The organism is Maribellus luteus, from assembly GCF_003576475.1.
Classification (GTDB): Bacteria; Bacteroidota; Bacteroidia; order Bacteroidales; family Prolixibacteraceae; genus Draconibacterium; species Draconibacterium luteum.
Genome location: NZ_QWGR01000025.1, coordinates 1 through 23,072, shown reverse-complemented (window position 1 = coordinate 23,072; position 23,072 = coordinate 1). Strand labels below are relative to the sequence as shown.

The 23,072-nt window shown below is 44.5% G+C and carries 19 protein-coding genes; 5 read left to right on the top strand and 14 right to left on the bottom strand.

Going from position 1 to position 23,072, the window contains the following annotated elements; translation table 11 throughout:
- Positions 1 to 249: 249 nt before the first annotated feature.
- The gene (locus D1614_RS22990; RefSeq protein ID WP_119440345.1) at positions 250 to 1,053 is read left to right on the top strand and encodes a hypothetical protein; all 804 of its coding nucleotides are present in this window, start codon (positions 250 to 252) and stop codon (positions 1,051 to 1,053) included.
- An 80-nt stretch (positions 1,054 to 1,133) separates the two neighbouring features.
- Here the strand turns inward: D1614_RS22990 and leuB are convergent, their stop codons facing one another.
- The 5 genes from leuB to D1614_RS22965 form a co-directional block, all read right to left on the bottom strand.
- Entirely contained in the window at positions 1,134 to 2,198 is a 1,065-nt protein-coding gene (gene leuB, locus D1614_RS22985) for a 3-isopropylmalate dehydrogenase (RefSeq protein WP_119440344.1), read from the bottom strand.
- A 93-nt stretch (positions 2,199 to 2,291) separates the two neighbouring features.
- Positions 2,292 to 3,875, bottom strand: a complete 1,584-nt coding sequence (locus D1614_RS22980; protein WP_206610129.1) for a hydroxymethylglutaryl-CoA lyase-like TIM-barrel protein — start codon at positions 3,873 to 3,875, stop codon at positions 2,292 to 2,294.
- 161 nt (positions 3,876 to 4,036) lie between these two features.
- A complete protein-coding gene (gene leuD / locus D1614_RS22975; RefSeq protein WP_119440355.1) occupies positions 4,037 to 4,624 on the bottom strand; it encodes a 3-isopropylmalate dehydratase small subunit in 588 nt (195 codons plus the stop codon).
- Positions 4,625 to 4,715: 91 nt separating this feature from the next.
- Positions 4,716 to 6,116: a 3-isopropylmalate dehydratase large subunit gene (leuC, locus tag D1614_RS22970; RefSeq protein ID WP_119440343.1), complete on the bottom strand. Its 1,401-nt coding sequence runs from the start codon at positions 6,114 to 6,116 to the stop codon at positions 4,716 to 4,718.
- Between the two features lie 110 nt (positions 6,117 to 6,226).
- The gene (locus D1614_RS22965) at positions 6,227 to 7,732 is read right to left on the bottom strand and encodes a 2-isopropylmalate synthase (protein ID WP_119440342.1); all 1,506 of its coding nucleotides are present in this window, start codon (positions 7,730 to 7,732) and stop codon (positions 6,227 to 6,229) included.
- Between the two features lie 703 nt (positions 7,733 to 8,435).
- Here D1614_RS22965 and D1614_RS22960 point away from each other — a divergent pair.
- From D1614_RS22960 to D1614_RS22950, 3 genes are all read left to right on the top strand, one after another.
- Positions 8,436 to 8,918 (top strand): hypothetical protein, encoded by a 483-nt coding sequence (locus D1614_RS22960; protein WP_147384353.1) that lies wholly within the window; start codon positions 8,436 to 8,438, stop codon positions 8,916 to 8,918.
- A gap of 170 nt (positions 8,919 to 9,088) precedes the next feature.
- Entirely contained in the window at positions 9,089 to 9,583 is a 495-nt protein-coding gene (locus D1614_RS22955; protein WP_119440340.1) for a hypothetical protein, read from the top strand.
- 18 nt (positions 9,584 to 9,601) lie between these two features.
- Positions 9,602 to 9,850, top strand: coding sequence for a hypothetical protein (locus D1614_RS22950; protein WP_119440339.1), 249 nt, complete (start codon positions 9,602 to 9,604; stop codon positions 9,848 to 9,850).
- A 497-nt stretch (positions 9,851 to 10,347) separates the two neighbouring features.
- On the opposite strand, the gene D1614_RS22940 is transcribed toward D1614_RS22950, so the two are convergent.
- Genes D1614_RS22940 through guaB form a run of 6 tightly spaced genes read right to left on the bottom strand, consistent with a single transcriptional unit; the run spans position 10,348 to position 18,566 of the window.
- Complete coding sequence (locus D1614_RS22940; RefSeq protein WP_119440338.1) at positions 10,348 to 11,958, bottom strand: OstA-like protein; 1,611 nt, start codon at positions 11,956 to 11,958, stop codon at positions 10,348 to 10,350.
- Positions 11,958 to 12,920 carry an AAA family ATPase gene (locus D1614_RS22935; protein ID WP_119440337.1) on the bottom strand — a complete coding sequence of 321 codons (963 nt, stop codon included), beginning with the start codon at positions 12,918 to 12,920 and terminating at the stop codon, positions 11,958 to 11,960. The genes D1614_RS22940 and D1614_RS22935 overlap by 1 nt, the downstream gene beginning before the upstream one ends.
- Positions 12,921 to 12,936: 16 nt before the next feature.
- Positions 12,937 to 14,307 (bottom strand): peptidylprolyl isomerase, encoded by a 1,371-nt coding sequence (locus D1614_RS22930; RefSeq protein ID WP_119440336.1) that lies wholly within the window; start codon positions 14,305 to 14,307, stop codon positions 12,937 to 12,939.
- A complete protein-coding gene (locus D1614_RS22925; RefSeq protein ID WP_147384352.1) occupies positions 14,282 to 15,148 on the bottom strand; it encodes a hypothetical protein in 867 nt (288 codons plus the stop codon). The genes D1614_RS22930 and D1614_RS22925 overlap by 26 nt, the downstream gene beginning before the upstream one ends.
- A complete protein-coding gene (locus tag D1614_RS22920) occupies positions 15,141 to 17,036 on the bottom strand; it encodes a peptidylprolyl isomerase (protein ID WP_119440334.1) in 1,896 nt (631 codons plus the stop codon). The genes D1614_RS22925 and D1614_RS22920 overlap by 8 nt, the downstream gene beginning before the upstream one ends.
- Before the next feature lie 54 nt (positions 17,037 to 17,090).
- Entirely contained in the window at positions 17,091 to 18,566 is a 1,476-nt protein-coding gene (guaB, locus tag D1614_RS22915) for an IMP dehydrogenase (RefSeq protein WP_119440333.1), read from the bottom strand.
- A gap of 306 nt (positions 18,567 to 18,872) precedes the next feature.
- Between guaB and D1614_RS22910 the strand changes: the two genes are divergently transcribed.
- Positions 18,873 to 20,780 carry a RecQ family ATP-dependent DNA helicase gene (locus tag D1614_RS22910; RefSeq protein ID WP_119440332.1) on the top strand — a complete coding sequence of 636 codons (1,908 nt, stop codon included), beginning with the start codon at positions 18,873 to 18,875 and terminating at the stop codon, positions 20,778 to 20,780.
- A gap of 283 nt (positions 20,781 to 21,063) precedes the next feature.
- Here D1614_RS22910 and D1614_RS22905 read toward each other — a convergent pair whose 3' ends face one another.
- The 3 genes from D1614_RS22905 to D1614_RS22895 all read right to left on the bottom strand — a co-directional run bounded on the left by D1614_RS22905 (position 21,064) and on the right by D1614_RS22895 (position 22,638).
- Positions 21,064 to 21,630, bottom strand: coding sequence for a YdeI/OmpD-associated family protein (locus D1614_RS22905; RefSeq protein ID WP_119440331.1), 567 nt, complete (start codon positions 21,628 to 21,630; stop codon positions 21,064 to 21,066).
- A gap of 12 nt (positions 21,631 to 21,642) precedes the next feature.
- Positions 21,643 to 22,197: a DUF2867 domain-containing protein gene (locus D1614_RS22900; RefSeq protein ID WP_119440330.1), complete on the bottom strand. Its 555-nt coding sequence runs from the start codon at positions 22,195 to 22,197 to the stop codon at positions 21,643 to 21,645.
- Between the two features lie 66 nt (positions 22,198 to 22,263).
- Positions 22,264 to 22,638 carry a hypothetical protein gene (locus D1614_RS22895; protein ID WP_119440329.1) on the bottom strand — a complete coding sequence of 125 codons (375 nt, stop codon included), beginning with the start codon at positions 22,636 to 22,638 and terminating at the stop codon, positions 22,264 to 22,266.
- Positions 22,639 to 23,072: the final 434 nt, after the last annotated feature.

Here is a 23,072-nt window from a genome sequence, read left to right as displayed (position 1 = left end):
TAAATGGTCACTAAGCTGTCTGTTTTTTGTTCTTTTTATGCTTCTGCAGAACTATCAGGCAACATCGTCATTTAGATCCGGATTATTTTTACCGGACAACAGTAGTTTTGACAATAAATTTGGATAGTCCTTTAGCTGTGAAGTGGTATAAGATTTCACAGGGGAATTGGTGCCATTTCTAATAAATGATTGTATGCAACGCAACCTTCTGCCGGGTATTTTCATCTAAGTGATTAAAAACCATTATTTATGAAAAAGCTAATCTTGATCGTATTCTCGGGGGCTTTGTTTCTGACTTCCTGCAAAAAAGATGATTTTACCTACGATTATCCTGATGTGGACAAGCTCCTCATGTCAGTAACCAGAATAGATGGCGATACCGAATACAGTACCAATTTTAAATACGATAACCAAAACCGCCTGGTGGAGATACAAACCATTTTCCCGGAAGACCTGGTTTTTTCGGATTCATTTTATTACAATAATGAGGGACAGCTGTTTAAAAAGGTAAGTGGAGATTATGTAACTACTTATTCGTATCATTCAACCGGTTTATTGATTGAACAGAATGTGCATTATAAATCTCCGGACAGCAACAATGAGTGGAATGCAAAGACGGAATACAGGTACAAGAATGGAAAAATAAGCAAGGGAATTGAATATTCTACGGAAGGAGAAATCTTGCACTACATCAGTTATAAATACGACGCACGCGGGAATACACTGGAGAAATTGGTTCGTCCGGCTGACGGATCGGATATAAACCTGATCGAAATTAAATTCAGGTACGATACAAAAAACAACCCCCATGCGGTTTCCGGTTTAAGCATGTTGAATGGATATAGTTATATGCAGAGTGCCGATATTAAGCAGGTTAACAACCCGGTTTATTCATCGTATTCCAATTTGGTAATGAGTAGTTTACCGCCTGAGTATAAAATATCGTACGAATACAATGCAGAAGGTTTACCGGTAAAAGCGGTAATGAATAATGTCCGTTTTTCGGGACAGGAACCGGTTAATGTTGTTTTTGAATACCGGGATATGGAGTAACAGGAGGATGTTGACTGTTAGATAAAAAAAAGAACCGCTCTGTTGAAGAACGGTTCTTTGTATCGGATGATTTAATTTCCTTAATTCTTTTCAATCCAGTGTGCAATCCAGTCGCCCACCTGCGAAGTTTTGTAAGCCGGCCCTTCAGCAATGTCTTCGGTAACAAAGCCTTCTTCCATTGAAGCAGCCACAGCATCGCGGATCAGTTTGCCTTCTTCTTTCAGGTCGAAAGCATATTCAAACATCATGGCAGCCGAAAGGATGGTGGCAATCGGGTTGGCAATATCTTTCCCGGCAGCCTGCGGATACGAACCGTGAATGGGTTCGAAAACAGAGGTGTGGATACCAACGGATGCAGATGGCAACAATCCAAGCGAACCGGTGATCACGCTCGCCTCGTCGGTCAGGATATCACCAAACATGTTTTCAGTAACCATTACATCGAAATTCTTGGGCCACTGAATAATCTGCATGGCAGCATTATCCACAAACATGTATTCCGTTTTGATATCCGGATAGTTGGGAGCCATCTCCTGGGCCACTTCACGCCACAAACGTGAGCTTTCCAATACATTGGCTTTGTCAACAACCGTAAGCTTTTTGTTACGTTTAGCAGCAAATTCGTACCCCAGTTTTAAAATACGCTCCACTTCCTCACGCGTGTAAATACAAGTGTCAAATGCCGTATTCCCATTGTCTTTACGGCCTTTTTCGCCAAAATACATTCCTCCGGTTAATTCGCGGATGCAAACAAAATCGGCCCCTTCCACCAATTCGCGGCGTAAAGGCGATTTGTGCAGTAAGGACTCAAACGTTTCTACCGGGCGGATGTTGGCATACAAACCCAGTTTTTTGCGCATGGCCAGTAAACCTTGTTCAGGGCGCACCGGTGCTTTTGGGTTGTTGTCGAATTTTGGATCACCAATGGCGCCAAAAAGAACAGCGTCCGATTTCATGCATAAATCATGCGTTTCAGCAGGGTAGGGATCACCCACCTGGTCGATGGCAGCGGCACCGGTTAATCCGTATTGGTATTCAAGTTCGTGATTGAATTTCTGCGCAATTGCTTTCACCGATTTCATTGCCTGTTCTACAATCTCAGGCCCGATCCCGTCTCCGGGAAGTATTGCAATGTTTAGTTTCATGTGATTAATAATTAACGACGATCAGCGGTGTTTTTGCAGCAGATCATCGAAGTTCCCGAAGTCCCGTTTTTATAACTCCGGTTCATCTGGTTTTTATGAATTTGTACTAACTATTTTATCTAACATTTCCGGTTTGAACTCGTTTTCAATGATGTTCAGCATACGGATGGTTGCTTTAATCGCTGCGGCATTCTGGTCCGGATCCAGCCCTTTGGTTTTGAATTCGCGGTTGTTCTGCCAGGTAATGACGGTCTCCACAAGGGCATCGGTATGTCCGCCCGGCGGAATGGTAACCACGTAGTCGACCAGTTTCGGGAACGATTTGCCCAGTCGTTGGTAAATTCTCCGGAGCGCTTTTACAAAGGCATCGTACTGACCATCGCCATCGCTGTATTCCTCGTATTCTTTTCCGTCGATCTCCAGCGCCACATTGGCAACCGGCCGAAGCCCCATGGTGTAAGTGATGGAGTAATTCACCACCCTCACTTTTTGTTCCACCAGGTCGCTGTGAAGCACATCGGAAACAATGTACGGAAGATCTTCGTTGGTGATTGATTCCTTTTCGTCGGCCAGCTCAATGATCCGGTTGGTCACTTTTTTCAGCGATTCAGCATCCAGCTCAATTCCCAGTTCATCCAGGTTCTTTTTGATGTTGGCCTTCCCTGATGTTTTTCCGAGTGCGTACTGTCGAATTCTGCCAAAACGTTCAGGCAAGAGATCGTTGAAATACAGGTTGTTTTTGCTGTCGCCGTCGGCATGTATTCCGCTACACTGTGTGAACACAAATTCCCCGATCAAAGGTTTATTGGTGGGGATGCGAATTCCGGAAAACGATTCCACCAACTTGGAGATCTTGTTCAGCTGGGTTTCGTTCACATTGGTTTTCATTTTTAAATGATCCTTTATGGTCGCAATTACGCTCGATAAAGGTGCATTTCCGGCCCGTTCACCCAAACCGTTCACCGTGGTGTGTACACAGCGGATTCCGGCTTTTAAGGCGTGGAAAACATTGGCAATGGCCAGGTCGTAATCGTTGTGGGCATGAAAATCAAAGTCAACGTCAGGAAAGGCTTCAATCATTTCGAGGCAAAAGTCGTAGGTTTCGTCCGGGTCAAGAATGCCCAAAGTATCAGGCAGCATAATTCGTCCGATCTGTTCCTTCTGCAGGGCCGAAATCATAAAATGAACATAGTCTTTTGAGCTGCGCATTCCGTTCGACCAGTCTTCCAGGTAAATATTCACCCTGATGCCCATCTCGTTGGCGTTGGCAATTACTTTCCGAACGTCGTTCAGATGTTCTTCGGGTGTTTTTCGAAGCTGCTCGGTTACATGTTTGTACGAACCTTTGCAAAGCAGGTTGATTACTTTCCCACCTGCATCGGCAATCCACTGAAGCGACACTTTTCCATCTACAAAGCCCAGCACCTCAATTTTTTCGAGGTGGCCTTTCTTGGCAGCCCACTTCATTACGCGTTGTGTTCCTTTAAATTCGCCTTCCGACACGCGGGCCGAAGCAATTTCAATGCGGTCCACTCTCACGTCCTCAAGCAGCACCCTGGCAACGCTCAGCTTTTCGTGCTCGCTGAACGACACCCCGGAGGTTTGCTCACCATCACGCAAAGTGGTATCCATAATAATGAGCCGCTTTCCTAAAACTTCCACTGTCTTTCCTGTCATTTTTTAGCCCCTCCCGGCCTCCCCAAAGGGGAGGATATTTATTCGTATTTTATTGATTATCATTCTCTGTTTTTATGATTGATGATTCCTTTGAACTGAAATCCACTATTTCAAATTGTTCATCAATTATAACACCTTATCGTAAGTCCCCCTTGGGGGATTTAGGGGGCTTCAAATGCAGCGATCTCGTCTTTCATTGCCACCAGGTAATCGATATCATCCAAACCGTTTTGCAAACAATGTTTTTTATACGGATTGATCTCAAATTCGGTCGATTCTCCTGTCGCTGTAATTGTAAAAGTTTGTTTTTCGAGATCCACCTCAAAAGTTGTTGTTGCCTCTTTTTCGATGGCATCAAATATTTTCTGAAGGAATTCCGGAGTAACAACAACCGGTAATAGTCCGTTGTTCAGAGCATTGCCTTTAAAAATGTCGGCAAAAAAACTGGAAACCACCACGCGGAAACCATAGTCGTAAATTGCCCATGCTGCGTGTTCGCGGCTCGAACCACTTCCGAAGTTCTTGCCTCCAACCAGTATTTTTCCTGAATACTTTGTGTTGTTCAACGGAAAATCTGCTTTGGGTGTTCCGTCTTTTTCGTACCGCCAGTCGCGGAACAGGTTGTCTCCAAATCCCTTGCGTTCCACAGCTTTCAGGAAACGTGCGGGAATAATCTGGTCAGTGTCCACATTCTCGATCGGTAGCGGCACTGCCGGTGTATTGATTACTGAAAATTTATCGTAAGCCATTTTTGTAATTTTTTGCCAAGGGCATGGAGCATAGAGCATTGTGTAAATGCTTTGCTCTTTGCACCAAGCTCTTTGCACTTTGCAAATTTTATTATAACATTTCTCTCGGGTCGGTTACAACTCCGGTAACTGCGGCGGCAGCGGCTGTAAGCGGGCTGGCCAGCAGCGTTCTGGAACCGGGGCCCTGGCGACCTTCAAAGTTTCGGTTGGTGGTGGAGACCGCATATTTCCCTTCCGGAATTTTGTCTTCGTTCATTGCCAGACAGGCTGAACATCCGGGCTGACGCAGCTCAAAACCGGCAGCTTCCAGAATTTCAGTTAAACCTTCTTCCCTGATCTGGTTTTCTACGCGTTTTGATCCGGGCACCAGCCATGCATCCACGCCCGGTGCTTTCTGTTTGCCTTTTACAAATTCGGCAAAAGCCCTGAAATCTTCAATTCGGCCATTGGTACAACTGCCCAGGAATACATAGTCAACCGTTTTGCCTTTCATCGGGTCACCTTCGTGGTAACCCATGTACTGCAACGATTTGATGTAGGTTGTTTTATCCGTTCCTTCCATCCCTTCCGAAGTAGGAATGCTTTGGGTAACGCCAACACCCATTCCGGGGTTGGTACCGTAAGTGATCATCGGTTCAATGTCTGCTGCATCAAAAACGTATTCTGTATCAAATAAAGCACCTTCATCTGTTTTTAGTTCTTTCCATTTAGCAAGAGCGCTTTCCCATTCTTCACCTTTTGGAGCAAACTGACGGCCTTTTACGTACGCAAATGTAGTTTCGTCAGGGGCGATCATTCCGCCACGGGCACCACTTTCAATACTCAGGTTGCAAAGGGTCATACGGCCTTCCATACTAAGTTCGGTAATCGCCGAGCCTGCGTATTCAATAAAGTGACCTGTTCCGCCGCTGGTCGAAATTTTTGAAATGATGTAAAGCGCAATGTCTTTTGCGGTCACGCCTTTTTCCAACTCACCATTAACAGTGATGCGCATTTTTTTGGGTTTGGGCTGCATAATGCACTGACTGGCAAATACCATTTCTACTTCACTGGTTCCGATACCGAAGGCGATGGCGCCAAAGGCTCCGTGGGTAGAGGTGTGGCTGTCGCCGCAAACAATCGTCATCCCGGGTTGGGTAAGTCCCATTTCCGGGCCAATGATGTGAACGATGCCGTGTCCTTCCGACTGCAAATCGTGGTAAACGATGCCGTGCTCGGCGCAGTTCTGTTTCAGTTTTTCCACCTGGTTGCGCGATAATTCATCTTTAATGGAAAGATGCTGCTCCTGGGTAGGAACGTTGTGGTCGGGCGTAGCTGTGGTTTTGTCGGGGCGAAATACTTTCAGCCCGCGGTTTTTTAAGCCTAAAAAAGCAACCGGACTGGTAACTTCGTGGATCAGATGGCGGTCGATGTACAATACATTGGGGCCACCTTCGACCTTTTTCACCACGTGTGCGTCCCAAATTTTATCAAATAATGTTTTTGCTTCCATAATCTTGATACTGGATTCTTGATACTTGATACTGGATATCGGATGTTCGATTCTGATTCAGAACTAGTATCTCCGTATAATTTTTATTCTTTGAACTCTAAACTCTGAACTTATTCTCCTACCGGCAATTTGTTGATGGCATCGAGGAAAGCTTCCACCGAAGCCGTGATAATATCGGTGTGTGCACCAAAGCCGTGGTAAACCGAATCCTGGTACTCAACCTGCATGTGTACTTTACCAATGTCGTCGCTACCGCGGGTAATGGCTTGCACCAGGAACTCTTCGATCACTACCTGACGGTGAATGATCTTTTTAACGGCGGAAATGGCTGCATCCACGGGGCCGTTGCCGGCTGATGTGGCATCGAATTTTTCACCGGCAATATCCAAAACTACTGATGCCATCGGTTTCAGGCTTTTGCCGGAAATCACCTGCAGGTAATTCAGCTTGATGCGATGTTCTTTGCGGGTAGCATCTCCAACCAGTAATGCGATATCGTCGTCGCGGATGTCTTTTTTCTTGTCGGCCAGTTTCAGGAACTCGTCGTACACTTCATCCAGTTTTTCTTTGGTCAACTGAAAGCCCAGCAATTCCAGGCGGTGTTTCAATGCAGCGCGTCCGCTTCTTGCAGTCAGCAAAATGGCCGATTCGTTGATGCCCACATCGGTCGGGTCCATGATCTCGTAATTCTCACGGTTTTTTAATACTCCGTCCTGGTGAATCCCCGATGAGTGAGCAAAGGCGTTTCTACCCACCACTGCTTTGTTGGGTTGTACCGGCATGTTCATCAGGGTTGATACCAAACGGCTGGTCTGGTAAATCTGTTTGGTGTTTACTCCGGTTTCAATCTGCAAGGCCTGGTAATGTGTTTTCAGCGTCATTACCACTTCTTCCAGCGAAGTGTTACCCGCGCGTTCGCCAATCCCGTTAATGGTCACTTCGGCCTGGCGGGCACCGTTCATAATACCCGAAATGGTGTTGGCGGTGGCCATTCCCAAATCGTTGTGGCAGTGGGTTGATATAACTGCTTTGTGGATGTTGGGTACGTTGTCCACCAGGTATTTGATTTTTGCTCCAAAATCGTGGGGCAGGGTATAGCCGGTGGTATCCGGAATATTTACCACGGTGGCACCCGCTTTAATAACCGCTTCAATAACACGGGCCAGGTATTCGTTACCGGTACGACCGGCATCTTCGGCATAAAACTCTACATCTTCAACGTACTTTTTGGCATATTTCACGGCTTCCACAGCACGTTCAATAATCTCTTCGGGATTGGAGTTGAGTTTGTGGTAAATATGAAAATCCGATGTTCCGATTCCGGTGTGGATACGACCTTTTTTCGCGTATTTTAGCGATTCGGCGGCTACATCAATGTCTTTTTGAACTGCGCGGGTAAGGGCACAAATGGTGGGCCAGGTAACCGCTTTTGAAATCTCTACTACCGATTCGAAATCGCCCGGGCTGGAAATAGGAAATCCGGCTTCAATTACGTCAACGCCTAATTCCTGCAATGCTTTGGCAACTTCAATCTTTTCTACCGTATTCAACTGACACCCCGGGACCTGTTCTCCGTCCCTCAATGTTGTGTCGAAAATGTACAGTCTGTCGCTCATTTTAATTTATTTATCAGTTATTATTTCCTTTTTATAGTTGCAAGTCTCAAGCTTCAAGCTACAAGTCTTTCAAGCTTTCGTCTTGTGACTTTCAACTTTCATCTTTCAACATGAAAAAAGCCACCCTCTTACTTGAGAATGGCTTTACTTATCCAATATCGTTTATCAACATACCATTCTCATTTCTGCCTTGTTAGAAGAAGAATACCAAGAAGAATGCTAATAATGGAAATGTTGAATCTCATGTCGTTTTCTTACGATTTCCTGCAAATATCAAAATATTTTTTTAAAATGAAAATAAAACCTGCCTTTTTGTGAGAAAAGTTAAGATTAATACTGCAAACTCTGTTTTTAACCTGGCTTGTGCGGGTTGATTTGGAGATCAGAATATAAGCGCCATTTTTCAATAAATGAACATATGGTAAAAATAATGTGACAATAAATTGCCTGAAACGCAACCATTTTCTATATTTAAGCATCTCTTAATACATAAACTACAATAAAACTCAACCATGAATAACCCTCTATAAAAAACAAAAGAAAATTTAGGCAGTAGCCAGGCTACGAAGCCCCAACCCAAGCGTTGTAGAACAACGTAACCGACCTTTTAATGCGCTCTTATCTTTCCCTATTCGGGGAAACTACTTAAATGTACTTTGTACCAACTAATCAGTACTATTTACTACATTTTAAATACAAGAAAATGAAAACACAAATTTTAAAACTAAGTTTATTTTGTTTGGTGTTTGTCCTAATGGGCGCAAGCTGCCAGAATGAAGAACAATTACCACCATTGAAAGACAACCAATTAACAGTAAGCGAAATAAAAACGCAGGGCTGTAAAGAGAATACAAAATCCACGGATATTGAAAGATATATTGAACTTAAGGCAGAAGGAGAGAACCAACTTCGGGTTAAGTTTATTAATGCGACTTTAAGTTGTTGCCCGGGAGAAATAACCTCAAGTGCATTTATTCAAAATGAAATACTAAAAGTTGTTTTTAGTGAGCAAACACCGATACTATGTAATTGTATTTGTTCTTACGACCTTGAATGTGTAATCGGCTCAATGGAAAACAGGAGCTACAATATTGAGATATATGTGCGTAGTGAGAACCCAAAAGCAAAATTTACTTTTAATTATTCTAAAAATTTAGATTCCAGAATTGAAATTTCTCCTAATTAAAAACAATGTTATGAAAAAATATTTCTTTCTTTCTTTCTTTCGCCGTATGTGGTTACTCCCCGAAATCGAAATTGTGTTAAGCAGCTGTAACAGACCTTTTAAATGCGCTCTTATCTTTCCCTATTCGGGGAAACTACTTAAAACTACTCACTACTAAGTACTATAAAAATATGAAATCAAAAGAATTAAAATTACTAACATTTTTTCTACTCCTGCTACCGCTCTATATTGTTTTTGGGACAGGGTGCGAAAAAGAGGATATAGAACATCTACCGCCACCAGATGAAAATGGTATAATCTTGTTGAGGGACGTAAAATCATTGTCTTTGATAAAAAACACTATTCAGGGCAAATGGAAGATGCACTACGCATATGGCGGTTTTACCGGACATGGCAGAATTGATCTTACTGATTCGTGGTTCCAATTCTTGCCCAACGATAGTATGTACGTTGTTTTTGAAGGCGATACATACGCCGCCACACAGACTGAGTTTGTGCGTAAACAAACGGAATTTGGGTTTGATGCGTGGATCCTGGATTTTGAATTTATTAATGACTTGGGATTGAAAGATGAATTTGTAATTGACATGCTAAAGGAGGATACATTAGTATTACCTCGAAATTCTGTTGATTCTTATGCTTATCTCATGACAAAGGAACTTTAACTTTTAATACCTACAGCAATGAAAAAGAACATTATTTTTATCGTGCTTGTTTTGTTATTGGTTTCAATAAAATCACAGGCGCAAGTAAGCGACCTTTTCGAAGAAACACAGCACAGGAACGGCTATGTTTCATTTGCTAAAATAAAAAAAGAAAAATTACCAAAAGCAAAAACAGAAAAGGAAACAATCCCGCTCCCGCGCGATTGTATCGCGTGGTTTGTAAACACCAGATCAACAATTCCGAAACATAGTACCCGGCTAAAATGAGACGAAATTATAAATTCCATAATCCTGACGGCGTATATTTTGTAGGTTTTGCCGTTGTTGAATGGTTAGATGTTTTTACCAGGAATGAATACAAAGCCATTTTGGTTGTCAATAATACCACACGGTGCAATCGTGCGGCAGCGAGGCAAACAACAATTAACCGGGCTGCTTCTCTACCCCTCGTTTGAGCACAGCGGTAACGAGGGGTAGGTTACACGTCGTTTGTAATGACATTTTTAAGAGCAGCTTTTTTATAAACATACCTTCAATTTTTTTTTTACCTGGAATTAACCAAACAAAAACACAAACAACATTAACAGGGCTGCCCCAAAGCACACCCGCAAATACTACTTTAAAAATGGGATTTTATCTGACAGACAATGAAAATTGGTTAGAAAAAATGTAATTGGGTTTTACTTGTCTGACATCGAAGATTGTCGAATGATATGTTAACTTTTACAGATCAGATGAAGGAAAAATACCCTCGCGTTGTGTTTCTACCGTACCCCCGGTCCTGTTGGCACTTTGGCGTTCGCTCTTTTGGGCTCCTCCACTACGGGTTTTACCTTTTCGGTTTTACGAAATATATCGTCTTTCGAAACCGGCCTTAATTCGATCTGCCAGTTAAAATTTGAAAGCTTTTTGTTGTTGTCCGTAACATCGGCCAGAGGAGTCAGTTCTCCTTCGGGTTGTTTCTGGAAAGCAATTTTGTGGATCTTTCCGTCCTGAAAGCGAATGGAAATGTTACTGCTTTCGGCCCGGTTCAAACCTATTATTTCTGCTTTCTCCCTGGCGTAATAAAGGGTCTGGCCGTTTCCATCCACATCAATGTAATCGAGCTGCCCGTTTTTTACATAGCCCACCATGTTCTTGCCCTTAATCTGGTCGAACATGCCGGTGTCCTGTTCCGAAATAATAAAGCTGTTGGAATACAAACGCAATTCGTCGGGCGCATTGGTGTGTTGTATCATTTTAATGTTCTCGGCGCTTAACTGTTGTATGCCCGACCACAAAACCGGGTTGTTGTGCAGTTCCACCGTTGAATCTTTGGTAAAATAGATCATCGAGTCGCAAACGCCCTGCACATCGCTCCGGTAAAACCGAACGCCGTAATAGGCTTTTACTATGTTTTCGCCTTCAATTGTGTCGGGCATGGTGCGCAAAGTGTCGGCATGCAGGTACAAACTATCGGTTTGGTTGTACGAAATAAAAACGGCCGAATCGGTAACAAGCGCCATTTCCGTCTGTTCGTTGTAATCCACCTTTTGCCCTTTAACGATGCTGCTGTTTTCGTAATCCTGTAAAAATACATTTCCGAGTGCCCGTGTGTCGCCGCTTGTTTTGTTGAAGGTAATCTGTTCGGCACTGAGAAACTGAGTTTCGTTGTAGATCCTGGGGAGCTTGTTCAGGTCGGCATCCCCGGTAAGCGTGTTGTACCAGCCTTCTTCGGCGTACAGGGTGCTGGACGAATCCTGAATGGTAGTAGGCGACGAAAAATAGATAACCTCGGTTTTGGTGTTGTATTTTATGTCTTCGCTGTTTAGCGTGTACTTATCGTTAAAACCAACTACGCTGTCAGTAAAATGTACCATGTCTTCGTTCAGGTAATACTGGCCAACTTTGCTGGTCAGGGTGTTGGTACTGTCTACAATTTTACCCGAGCAATCGTAGTACCCGATGTTGAGGTTCATGTCGTAATCCAGCGTATCGGTGTAAAGGGTGATTTCCCTTTTCTCGAGCCTTACGTTGTTGATGGCCTGCGCAAAGCTTCGGTCGCCATCGTAAAAAACTTTGCGGGCATAAAGGTGAAGCGTGTCGCCCTGGTTAATGTGCACGTTGCCAAAAGCATCAACGCGGTTGGTGCCTTCGTAGGTGTAGGCGCTGTCGCAGTACATCAATATGTTTTCGTGCTTAATAATAACATTGTCGAGCAGGCGTTGGGCATTGGCAATTTTTTCGCTTTGTTCCAACGAACCTGCCTGGATAATATCCACTCTTTTTTTCTCCTGAGCCTTTACCGGGGCCGTAAAAAACAGCAATAAACCCACAGCGCCAACCAGGAGCAGGGGATTTTTAATGGTAGTGATAATGTAACGGTATGTAAGCATTAAAGCAGTTTCGCAATGATGTCGTCGATGGAAATATTTTCGGCTTCCGCCTTGTAGTTTTTGATGATTCTGTGCCTCAGAATCGAAGGAGCGATGGCTTTCACATCTTCAATGTCGGGTGAATATTTTCCGCGCAGTGCCGCATGTGTTTTTGCGCCCAGAACCAGGTACTGCGAGGCTCTTGGCCCGGCTCCCCATTTCAGGTAATGCGTGGAAACTTCGGCAGCAGTTTCGGTACCCGGCCTTGTTTTGGCTGCCAGCGTAACGGCATATTTCAGCACATTGTCGTTCACCGGTATTTTGCGGATCAGTTCCTGGAAAAACATGATCTCTTTGCCCGAAATAACGGTGTTGGGTTTTGCATCGAGCGTAGAAGTGGTGTTTTTTACAATGGTAAGCTCGTCTTCCAGCTTGGGATAATCGAGCCATACCGAAAACATAAAACGGTCGAGCTGTGCTTCGGGAAGGGGATAGGTTCCTTCCTGTTCGATCGGGTTTTGAGTAGCCAGTACAAAAAACGGCCTGTCGAGTTCGAAATGTTGCCCGGCTGCTGTTACCGCGCGTTCCTGCATCGCTTCCAGCAAGGCCGACTGCGTTTTGGGAGGCGTACGGTTGATCTCATCGGCCAGAATAATGTTGGCAAAAATAGGCCCCTGAATAAATTTGAAGTTGCGTTCGTTGTTCAGAATCTCGGTGCCAATAATGTCCGAAGGCATTAAATCGGGAGTAAACTGAATACGGTTGTATTTCAAGCCCAGCGTTTTGGCAATGGTGGTAACCAGCAGGGTTTTTGCCAGTCCCGGTACACCAATCAAAAGCACGTGGCCCCGGCTGAACAGCGATACCAGCACCTGATCAATGATTGCATCCTGGCCATAAATGACCTTTTTAATTTCCGCTTTTAGCTCGTTAAACTTTTCGCGCAGGGCATCCAGCGCAGCAACATCATTTTTGTATTCCATGGGCTTTATTCAGGTGTTACTTAATCCAGTGATCAAATTTGAAGTTACAGTTGGCGTAAGTATTGTCGATACGGATGTAAGTCTGCGACTGACGCTCGGCAATCCATTTCTCGAGTGTTTCTTCCTTTTTCTTCATTAGGTACATTTCTGCCAGCGTTTGATAATCGTTCTGAAGATCGGCTTTGTGAGCATCAATCCGGTTGGTAAGCTTTATGATTTTATAAATCGTCTGCTGGTTTTCGGCATCGATGGTTTCAAAAGGTTTTGAAATTTCGTTGAGGTTCATTCCGGTAAGAATTTTACTTACATCGCCGTCAAGTTCTTCCACTGCAAATTTCGACGACATGGTGTTGGGGTTGATGGCCACACCACCGTTGTTGCGGCTGTTTTTGTCGAACGAAAACATGGCAGCAGCCTGGTCGAAACTGATTTCGTCTTTGCGGATCATGTTAGCCAGACTGTCGAGACGGTTGTTGGCCTGTTCCTTCGCTTCCACCGAAACTTTGGGTTTCATCAGAATGTGACGGGTATTTATTTTGGCGCCCTGCTTGTCAACCAGCTGGATGATGTGGTAGCCAAAAGCACTCTTTACCACGTTTGAAACCTGGTCGCCTTTCAGGTTGAAGGCTGCTGCTGCATACGCCGGGTCAAGCTGCGCACGGCCTGAATAACCAATTACACCTCCGTCTTTTGCCGAAGGACCTTCGGAATAAATCACCGCCATAGCGGCAAAGCTGGAACCGTTTTCAATCCTTTTTTTGATGTCGCGGAGTTGAGCCTTCACGCGGTTTTCTTCTTCCAAATCAATTTTGGGTTGAATGGTAATTTGTGCGTATTCATACTGAGTAGGAATGGTTGGTACCTCGTCCTTTGTCAGGCTTCTGTAATTGTAACGCACTTCGGATGGCGTAACACTAACGTTTTCAACAATTTTATTGCGCATTTTCTGGCTAAGCAGCTGTTCGCGGATCGATTCCTGCATGTCGGCCTTAACCGAAGCAATCGGTTTTTTAAAGTAGCCTTCCACGGCTTTTTCCGAACCGAAGTGGGCAATGTACATTTGCAGTGTTCCGTCCATCTGCTGGTTTACTTCGCTGGGAGTAACCGTAATCAGGGTATCCAGCTCGGCTTCGGCAACCAGCAGTTTGTTGATCAGGAATTGTTCGAGAATCTCGCATTTCATATCGCCTTCCGAGGTAATTCCCTGTGCCTGCTGGCTAATATTCATATTCTCGATATCGGACTTCAGAATAATATTTCCGCCCACAACGGCCACAATCTGGTCGATTACTTTGTCTTGTGCAGCAACGCTTCCTATGAGAAAAAACGTGAGCAAAAACGCTCCAAAAATCTTTTGCATTTTATTCATTGTTGATAGCTGTATCATAAATTTTAAATTTCTTTTGTCGTTCTCCTTCTTTGAAGATATTGGTTTCCACTTCGCGCAGGAATTTGATCTTACGCTGGTTCAAAATTAGATTCTTTATATCGTTTTCCACAAATTCGAGGGGAGCCAAATCGTTTGTTAGTTTGTAGTCGAGAATGCTGACAAGATAATAATAATCTTCATCGGTCATCTCTTTCAGGCTGTTATTCCTCAAAAAAGCCTCGGGGTCGTCGATCTGAACAGGCAGGTTCCGGTTCAGCACTTTGAAGTCGATCCAGTTGGTGGCGATCTCAAAGTTTTTTGCATAACGGGTGCAGTAATCGCGCAAAATGCTTTGCCCTTCGTCGGTCATATCCTGAACCATGGTTTTTAGTGCGTCAACGTTTGCCAGTTCCTGCGGAATGCGCACGTAAACGCCCTTTACAATGCTCCGGTCGAGATTAAAGGTGGTTTTGTTTTGCTCGTAATATTGTTCAATCTGGGCGGGAGTTACCACGGTGTCCATGCGTTGCTGCATCAACTCGTTTTTGTAGCGGAAAATGATCAGCGAGTTGCGGTATTCTTCCAGCTCGCGGGTAACGTCTTTTTGTCCCGGACTAAGATTTTCGTTGGCTTTTTGGATCATCAACTCCTGTTTCACCCACTTGTTGATGTAGTCGGTAGCAATCAAAATGCTGTCTTCGCGGGTGGCATTTCCGGGAAATATTTTGAGCAGGTCGGATTTGTACAGAAAGCGGTCGCCAACCTGTGCCACCGGTTCTTCGCGGGGCGCTTCCGAGCAGCCATTCATAAAAACGAACGCTCCCAAAATCAATCCATATAGCAAGCTTGTTTTAAACACCTTCAATCGTTTTTAATACTTTCCGGTTCACTTTTACTTTGTATCTGGCCCTGAGTTCCTTTAGCCATTTTTCTTCCAGGTATTGCTGGTAGTCTGAAATATAAAGGCCGCGGGCTTCATCGAGCAACTTGGGCTCGGGACCCACCTTGTCGCCTCTGATAAACGTAGTGAGGCTGTTAAAATTTTCGGGTTCGCTTCCGTTCCACACATAATAATCTACTACCGGGTTTGATCCTTCTTCCCAGGCGCCGGTTTCGTAGGTAAACACCTCTCCGTTGGTATTTAAGTGTTCGGCCACTTCTTCCACGCTCAGGCCGGCACCCAGCAGGTTATCAGCCTGGTCTCTTATTCCCTCGCTTTTACAGGTAATTATGCTGCCTTTGAAGCGCTCTTTCCACATTTGTTTGTCTTTCAGTTGCCCGTAAAACTGCTGCAAGCCAAGTGAATCTTCACTGGCAAAGTTCCAGATCTTTTCCTGCGAAATATTGAAGAGCAAAATACCGTCGTGGTATTCCTGAATCAGGTACCTGAAAGCGGGGTACTTGTCTTCCAGTTTTGAATCCTCCCATGCAATGATTTCAGCATTCACCCACTCGTTGTAAAACGAAAGAAGCAGACCGGATTTTATTTTTTTCTCCAAAATCCACTTTTGGAAATCTGCAGATGTGTAGTTTTTATTGTCGATGGAAAACAGAGCCAGGTCGGCCGGCAGATCTTCCGAATCTACATTTTTATCTGCCAGTAATTGTTTCGATGAATGGTTCTCCGAAAAATTGTATTCCTTTTTCAGCTTTTCCACAAAAACTTTTTCGCTGGAAGTGCGGCGTTCCGGATCGCGGGAAATGCGTGTTTCAATTTCCTTTTTGAGTTCATCGAAAGACGCTACCGGGAATTGGTCCAGCTTTTTGATAATGTGATAGCCAAACGGTGTTTCGATGGGTTCCGAAATATCGCCGTTGTTTTTTAATTCGAAGGCCGGGTTGGCAAATTGCGCAATAATCCGTCCTCTTGAAAAACGGGGCATTTCGCCTCCTTTTACCGCCGTACGACGGTCGTTGGATTCTTTTTTGGCCAGTTCGGCAAAGTCGGCTCCGTTTTTTAGCCGAACGTAAATAGAGTCGATCTGTGCTTTCAGCGCATTTTTCTTTTCTGCGGTGGCATCGGCAGGTATGCTTTTCATGATGTGCGCCACCAAAATTTCTCCCTTGTTGGGGCGGATGTCGTTGACTTTCACAAGGTGAAACCCAAACTGACTCCGAACCGGTTCCGATATTTCACCCACAGGTGTTGTGTAGGCTGCATTTTCAAACGGATAAACCATGGTAAAAGCCGAGAAGTAGCCCAGGTGGCCTTTGTTGTCTTTGGCCGAAGGATCTTCGGAATATTCAACAGCCGCTTCTCCGAAATCTTTTCCGTTGAGAATTTCCCGGCGAACCGAGTTGATTTTTTCCAGCACCTTTTGCTCCTGCTCCGGCGAGGCACTTTCGGCCACGTTTAACAAGATGTGACTGGCATCTACCTCCTGTGTCATTCTGCGGTACATCTCGTGTACCAGTTTGTCTTCAAAATTGATATCGGTAAGGTAGTGCGCAGCAATCTCATTCCGGTAACCTGCCAGCTCGTTGATAAACGCCCGGCTGGTATCCATCTTCAGCCTTTCGGCTTCGGTCACTTTCAGTTTAAAGTCGATGAACAAAGGCAGGTACTCTTCCGGTGTTTTTTTTTCGGAATCAGCGTAAACGTTGGTATTGTTTTTTTGATAAATGTATTCGAATTCAGCCTTGCTAACCGGTTTTCCGTCGATGGTCAGCAGGGGTTGATCATCTTGTGCCCGCAAATGAAATGCGGCACTCAAAATTAAAAAGCATGAAAAAATGACCCGATACATTTATTCAAGGTTTAAGCGGTACAAACTGCCAGGTATATATTTACAGCAGCGCTCTTACGAACGGCTGCTGTAGTTCGGTGCTTCACGCGTAATGCTCACATCGTGCGGGTGACTTTCTGCAACACCTGCATTGGAGATGCGGGTGAATCGTGCTTCCTGCAATGCTTTAATGTTTTGAGCACCGCAATAACCCATACCGGCACGCAAACCACCAAGTAACTGGTAAAGAACTTCGTACAGCGAACCTTTAAACGGAACGCGGGCGGCAATACCTTCCGGCACCAGCTTTTTGATGTCTTCTTCCATGTCCTGGAAATAGCGGTCTTTCGAGCCTTGTTGCATGGCTTCCACCGAACCCATTCCGCGGTAAGATTTGAATTTTCTTCCCTGGTAAAGAATGGTTTCGCCCGGAGATTCTTCCACCCCGGCAAACAAGCCACCGGCCATGATTGAATCGGCACCGGCTGCCAATCCTTTTACAATGTCGCCCGAGTAACGGATACCACCGTCACCAATAATCGGCACACCCGAGCCTTTGATGGCTTTTGATACATTGTAAATGGCTGAAAGTTGCGGAATACCAACACCGGCAATTACACGGGTGGTACAGATCGATCCGGGACCGATGCCCACTTTTACCGCGTCGGCGCCGGCTTTCACCAATGCAATGGCAGCTTCGGCAGTACCAATGTTTCCGGCAACAATGTCTTTCTCGGGGTATTTGGCTTTTATTCTTTTCAGCATTTCAAGCACACCTTTTGAATGTCCGTGTGCGGTGTCGATCACCAAGGCATCCACCTGGGCTTTGATCAGCGCATCTACGCGATCCAGGGTGTCACCGGCAATTCCAACTCCGGCAGCCACACGCAAACGGCCTTTTTCGTCTTTGCATGCCAGTGGTTTGTCTTTGGCTTTGGTGATGTCTTTGTAAGTTACCAGCCCGATCAGCTTGTTGTTTTTGTCCACTACGGGCAGCTTCTCAATTTTGTATTGTTGCAGAATGTCTGCTGCTTTTTCGAGGTGAGTGGAGTCGGTGGTGGAAACCAGGTTGTCTTTGGTCATCACTTCCGAGATCGGACGGCCCATGTTTTTTTCGAAACGAAGGTCGCGGTTGGTAACAATTCCTACCAGGTAGCCATGGCCGTCCACAACCGGAATACCTCCGATTTTGTATTTGGCCATCAGGTCGAGCGCATCTTTTACCTTTTTTTCGGCGGTAATGGTAATCGGGTCATAGATCATCCCGTTTTCGGCGCGTTTAACCGTCATTACCTGGTGCGCCTGCTCCTCAATTCCCATGTTTTTGTGAATCACTCCAATTCCGCCTTCACGGGCAATCGCAATCGCCATCTTGTGTTCGGTAACTGTATCCATAGCAGCCGACAAAATGGGCGTATTGATTCTGATATTACGTGTGAAGTGCGAGGTGAGATCAACTTCCCGTGGTAAAAGTTCCGAGTAAGCGGGAAGTAAAAGAACATCGTCGAAGGTGAGTCCTTCAAATTGGATTTTGTCTTCAATAAACGACATGGCAATCTTTTTTATGAATTATTTTAATGCGCAAAACTACAAAAAAATAGCAGACTGCTGGCACTTAATTTTATCGTGGAATTATTTTGAACAATAAAAATTGTTAATACCTGAAATGATTTCTTAATTTGTATGAAATGAGCATGGCAATTGGCTTACGCCGATTCAGAAAGATCATCTGCCCGCTAAAGGACATGCATACTTTGAGTGTGATATTCGTACGTAAAGAAAAAATTAAATCGCATAAAACAGACAAGAGATTTCGCCTGGATGCGTTAACTGAAAAATGATTTTGCCCACTATTGAATGAGTACATACCATCAAATATTGACCAAATACTGGGGTTACCCCGATTTCAGGCCCTTGCAGCTTGAGATTATTGAGTCGGTGGCCAGCGGAAAAGATACGCTTGGACTGATGCCTACCGGCGGGGGTAAGTCGGTGACTTTCCAGGTGTTTTCGTTGTCGAAGCCGGGGATGTGTTTGGTGGTAACGCCTTTGATTGCACTGATGAAAGACCAGGTGGAGAGCCTGAACCGCAAAGGCATTAAAGCGTTGGCCATTCACAGCGGCCTGTCGAAAAGGGAGATCAAACTTACCTTCGACAGTGCGGTGTGGGGCGATTACAAGTTTCTGTATGTTTCGCCCGAAAGGTTGAACTCCGAACGTTTTCTGGAGCGGCTGGAGCAAATGAACATCAACCTGCTGGCTGTTGACGAGGCGCATTGTATTTCGCAGTGGGGCTACGATTTCAGACCGAGTTACCTGAATATTGTGGAGGTCAGAAAAACCTTGAAGGATGTGCCGGTGCTGGCTTTAACTGCTACCGCCACTCCGCGGGTGGCCGATGATATTCAGGAAAAGCTGGGATTTGCTGAAAAGAACCTGCAAAAAATGTCGTTTGAGCGGGAGAACCTGGCTTACCTCGTACGACAGGTGGAAGATAAAAACGGCTACTTATTAAGAACGCTTCAGAAAGTAAACGGCTCGGGGGTGATTTATGTGCGCAACCGAAAGGCGACCCGCGAAGTGGCCGATTTTCTGAAAAAAGAAAGAATATCGGCCAGTTACTACCATGCCGGACTAAGCAACCTGGTGCGCAGTTCGCGACAGGATGCCTGGCTGAAAGGTGAGACGCGAGTGATTGTGGCCACCAATGCTTTTGGGATGGGGATCGACAAACCCGACGTGCGTTTTGTGATCCACATTGATGCACCTGATTCGCTGGAAGCCTATTACCAGGAAGCCGGGCGTGCGGGCCGGGATGGCAAAAAGTCGGCAGCAGTGCTGCTTTACAACAATGCCGACCGGACAAAACTAAAAAAGCATGTTTCAACGGCTTTCCCCGAAATTCCCAATATCAAGCGTATTTACGATGCGCTTTGTAATTATTTTCAGGTGGCGGTGGGCTACGGAAAGGGAATGACTTACGAGTTTGGCTTGCAGGCTTTCGCGCAGGCCTACAAATTTCAGCAGGCCATGGTGTACAGCAGCCTGAAAATATTGCAGCGCGAAGGTTATCTCGAATTTACTGAAGAAGTGGACAATCCTTCGCGGGTATCGTTTGTGATTTCGCGCGACGAATTGTATAAATACCAGGTGGCGAACTCGGTTTTCGACGATTTTATAAAATTGCTGCTTCGTTCGTACACCGGTTTGTTTACCGGCTATGTGTCGATCGATGAAGAATTGCTGGCCAAACGCGCCGGAATCGACCGGGAGAGTGTTTATAATTACCTGAAACATCTGCGGAAATCGAATGTGATCGATTATGTGCCCCGTAGCCAGACGCCGTTTGTTTATTTCAGCAAGGAAAGGGTGACGATTGACCGCCTGAAAATTTCGAAAGAGAATTACGACATACGAAAAAAAGAGTATGCCGGACGCATTGACTCAGTGTTGCATTATGCAGGGAGCTCGTCGGAGTGCCGGAGCCAGATTCTGCTGGATTATTTTGGGGAAGACGATGCGGCGCCTTGCGGAATTTGCGATGTGTGCAAAGCGATGAAACAAATGGAAATCTCTGCTTTTGAGTTCAAAGCCATCGGTAAAAAGATTGCCAAAATACTTGAATCGCCGTGCAGACTCGATGACCTGATCTTTCGCCTGGAGGGGAAACCCGAAAAAATGCGCGAGGTGCTTCGCTGGTACATTGATAACCGGAAAGTTATTTCCCGTGTGGATGGTTTGCTTGAGTGGAAAGGGGAGAGGTGAGGAGTAGCAAAGTTCAGAGTTTAGTGTTCAGAGTTCAGAGAACAGTCGCAGTGTTCAGTCTCAGTCTCAGTATTCAGGGATTGAAGGACTGATGGGCTGAGGGATTGAATTTAACCAATCAATGACCAGTGACCAATGACTTGAAGCTTGTGGTTAATGGCTTGCAGATTGCAGCTTATTTACGCATTAAAGCATTTCTGCATTCTCGCATTGATTGATAGATTGAATACCGAATAACCAATAGCTTGCGGCTAGTGGCTCGTAGCTCTTAGCTATTCTCGCATTAATAGTATTTCTCAATTCCGCCAAATCCTTTTATTATTTTGTTTTCTTTGGTTTTGGCTATAAAATTGCTCAGGCGTTTGTCAAATTCCTCGGGTCTTTTCCGTGCACTATCAATGTATGCAATTCTGATCCGTTTGTAAGGTTCTGAAAAGTTTTGATAGTTTTCCCAAACAGCTTTCTCCGATTTTAACCGGGTTATTATGTCTTCGGGAAAAATGAATTCTCGTTGAATTGTTTTTACAACCTCGTTTCGAATTGAGTCGTGAATCAATCCGTTTTCAAAGAGCCATTTTAGGCGTTCAATGTTTGGTTGCGAGATCGACGAGTTCTTTCGTCGTTTACAAAACCTTTGAATTGAGCTTTCTTCGTTTAGTGACTTAACAGTGCTGTCGATCCACCCAAAACACAACGCTTCTTCAACGGCGTCGTTGTACAGGATGCGTTTTCGTCCGGTCTTCTTTAATGGATATTCCAACCAAATATCATCCTCGGTTTCAAAGTTCGTTTCGAGCCATTTTCTCCAATCTTTTCTGTCAACAAAATATTTAGTTGTCACTTCATTCATTTTTTCGTGATTTCAACGGTGGTTCGTTGTTTGCAGGTTTTCGGCGGTTTCGTTTTCCAATTTTCTGATAATTTCCCGCAATGTCCCTTTTACTATAAGCTGATGAATGGGCTTAACGGGCAAAAAGTAAATTCTCCCAAAAACATTTTTGTATTCAACCGCCGTTGTTATCATTATTTTCTTTTTGCCGTCGAGTAATAATGAAACTCTGAAGCTAAGGTGTTTGTCGTCGTCGCCCAACACAAGTTCATTCCCGGTTTTTGCGTACAGTTTAAAAATGCCGAGTTGTTCTCCCACCTGGAATTTAAAATTATCAGGATTCTTTGCTTCCGAAGTCAGTTGTCCTGCGGTTTTCAATCCAACCACGCCAACTGCTTTGTCCCTGATCGACATTAAACGGTCAGCCCACCCGGGACCACTGGTTAAGAATAACTTTCCGATACTGATTACATCATTATCCGGTCGGATAGTTGCGTCTTGACTTTGAAAGCTATCCACATAGTGGAATGATTTCTCGTCATTCTTCAGAATTGAATTGTCGGGAATTTTGTTTTGTTTCTCTATCATTTGTTTTTTACGGGTTTGTTTTTGCTGGCACCGCCAGTGGATGGTATATGTTGTGCAGAGTATTTTTTAATGTTTCATTCCGCTATATTTCGAAATTATAGTATCATTTTTAATTTCAAACTCAATCCAACTGTCAAGAGCTCCGCCATTCGTATAATATCCATATCCTTTTGATTCCCTTTTCCCATTCATGCGAGTAAATTCCAACACGTAACTTCCATCACTTTTATTTTCTTTCATAGATAAAAAATCAGACACACTTTGATTTGGTTTGATGTTGTCAAACTTAAATTCGGCAAGATTTTCAGATGTTGTAAATCTTACATTGTCAACCGGAAAGTCAGAATTGTTTTTAACCGTGAATTTAATTCCGTCTCCTGGTCCAAGTAAATGACAAGAATTCGAGATTAGAATTACAATTCCGAATAATATTTTTTTCATATCAAGGCTTTTTCAATATTATGCCCATAACGTTTGTGCATTTCACGGTGTAACATACACTCTATTAATGCATGCTTATTTAAGTCCTCGCTGGCGCGGATTTTCAATCCGTGCCTCAGCCAAAGGCTGATACTGTTATTTTCAATCCATTTGGATTGCACACCGATTGCAAATCGGCGCGAGCGGAGTGATTCCATGATAATTGTGCAATTTAAAATTGGTGCTAACGGTTGGTACATGTTGTCGGGGCGGATTTCGGAGAGCGTTCCTGTCCGAAGGACACGGAACTGCGATGCGATCCCGAGTACTCGGGACGCAGTTGGCGTACCACCGAACCCCGCCCTGCAATATGTACTGCCTAAGTTTACATTTTCTTATCTTCTAATAATTAACTGAAAGAACGAAAGAGTGGAGTAAGGTTATTATGTACTGTG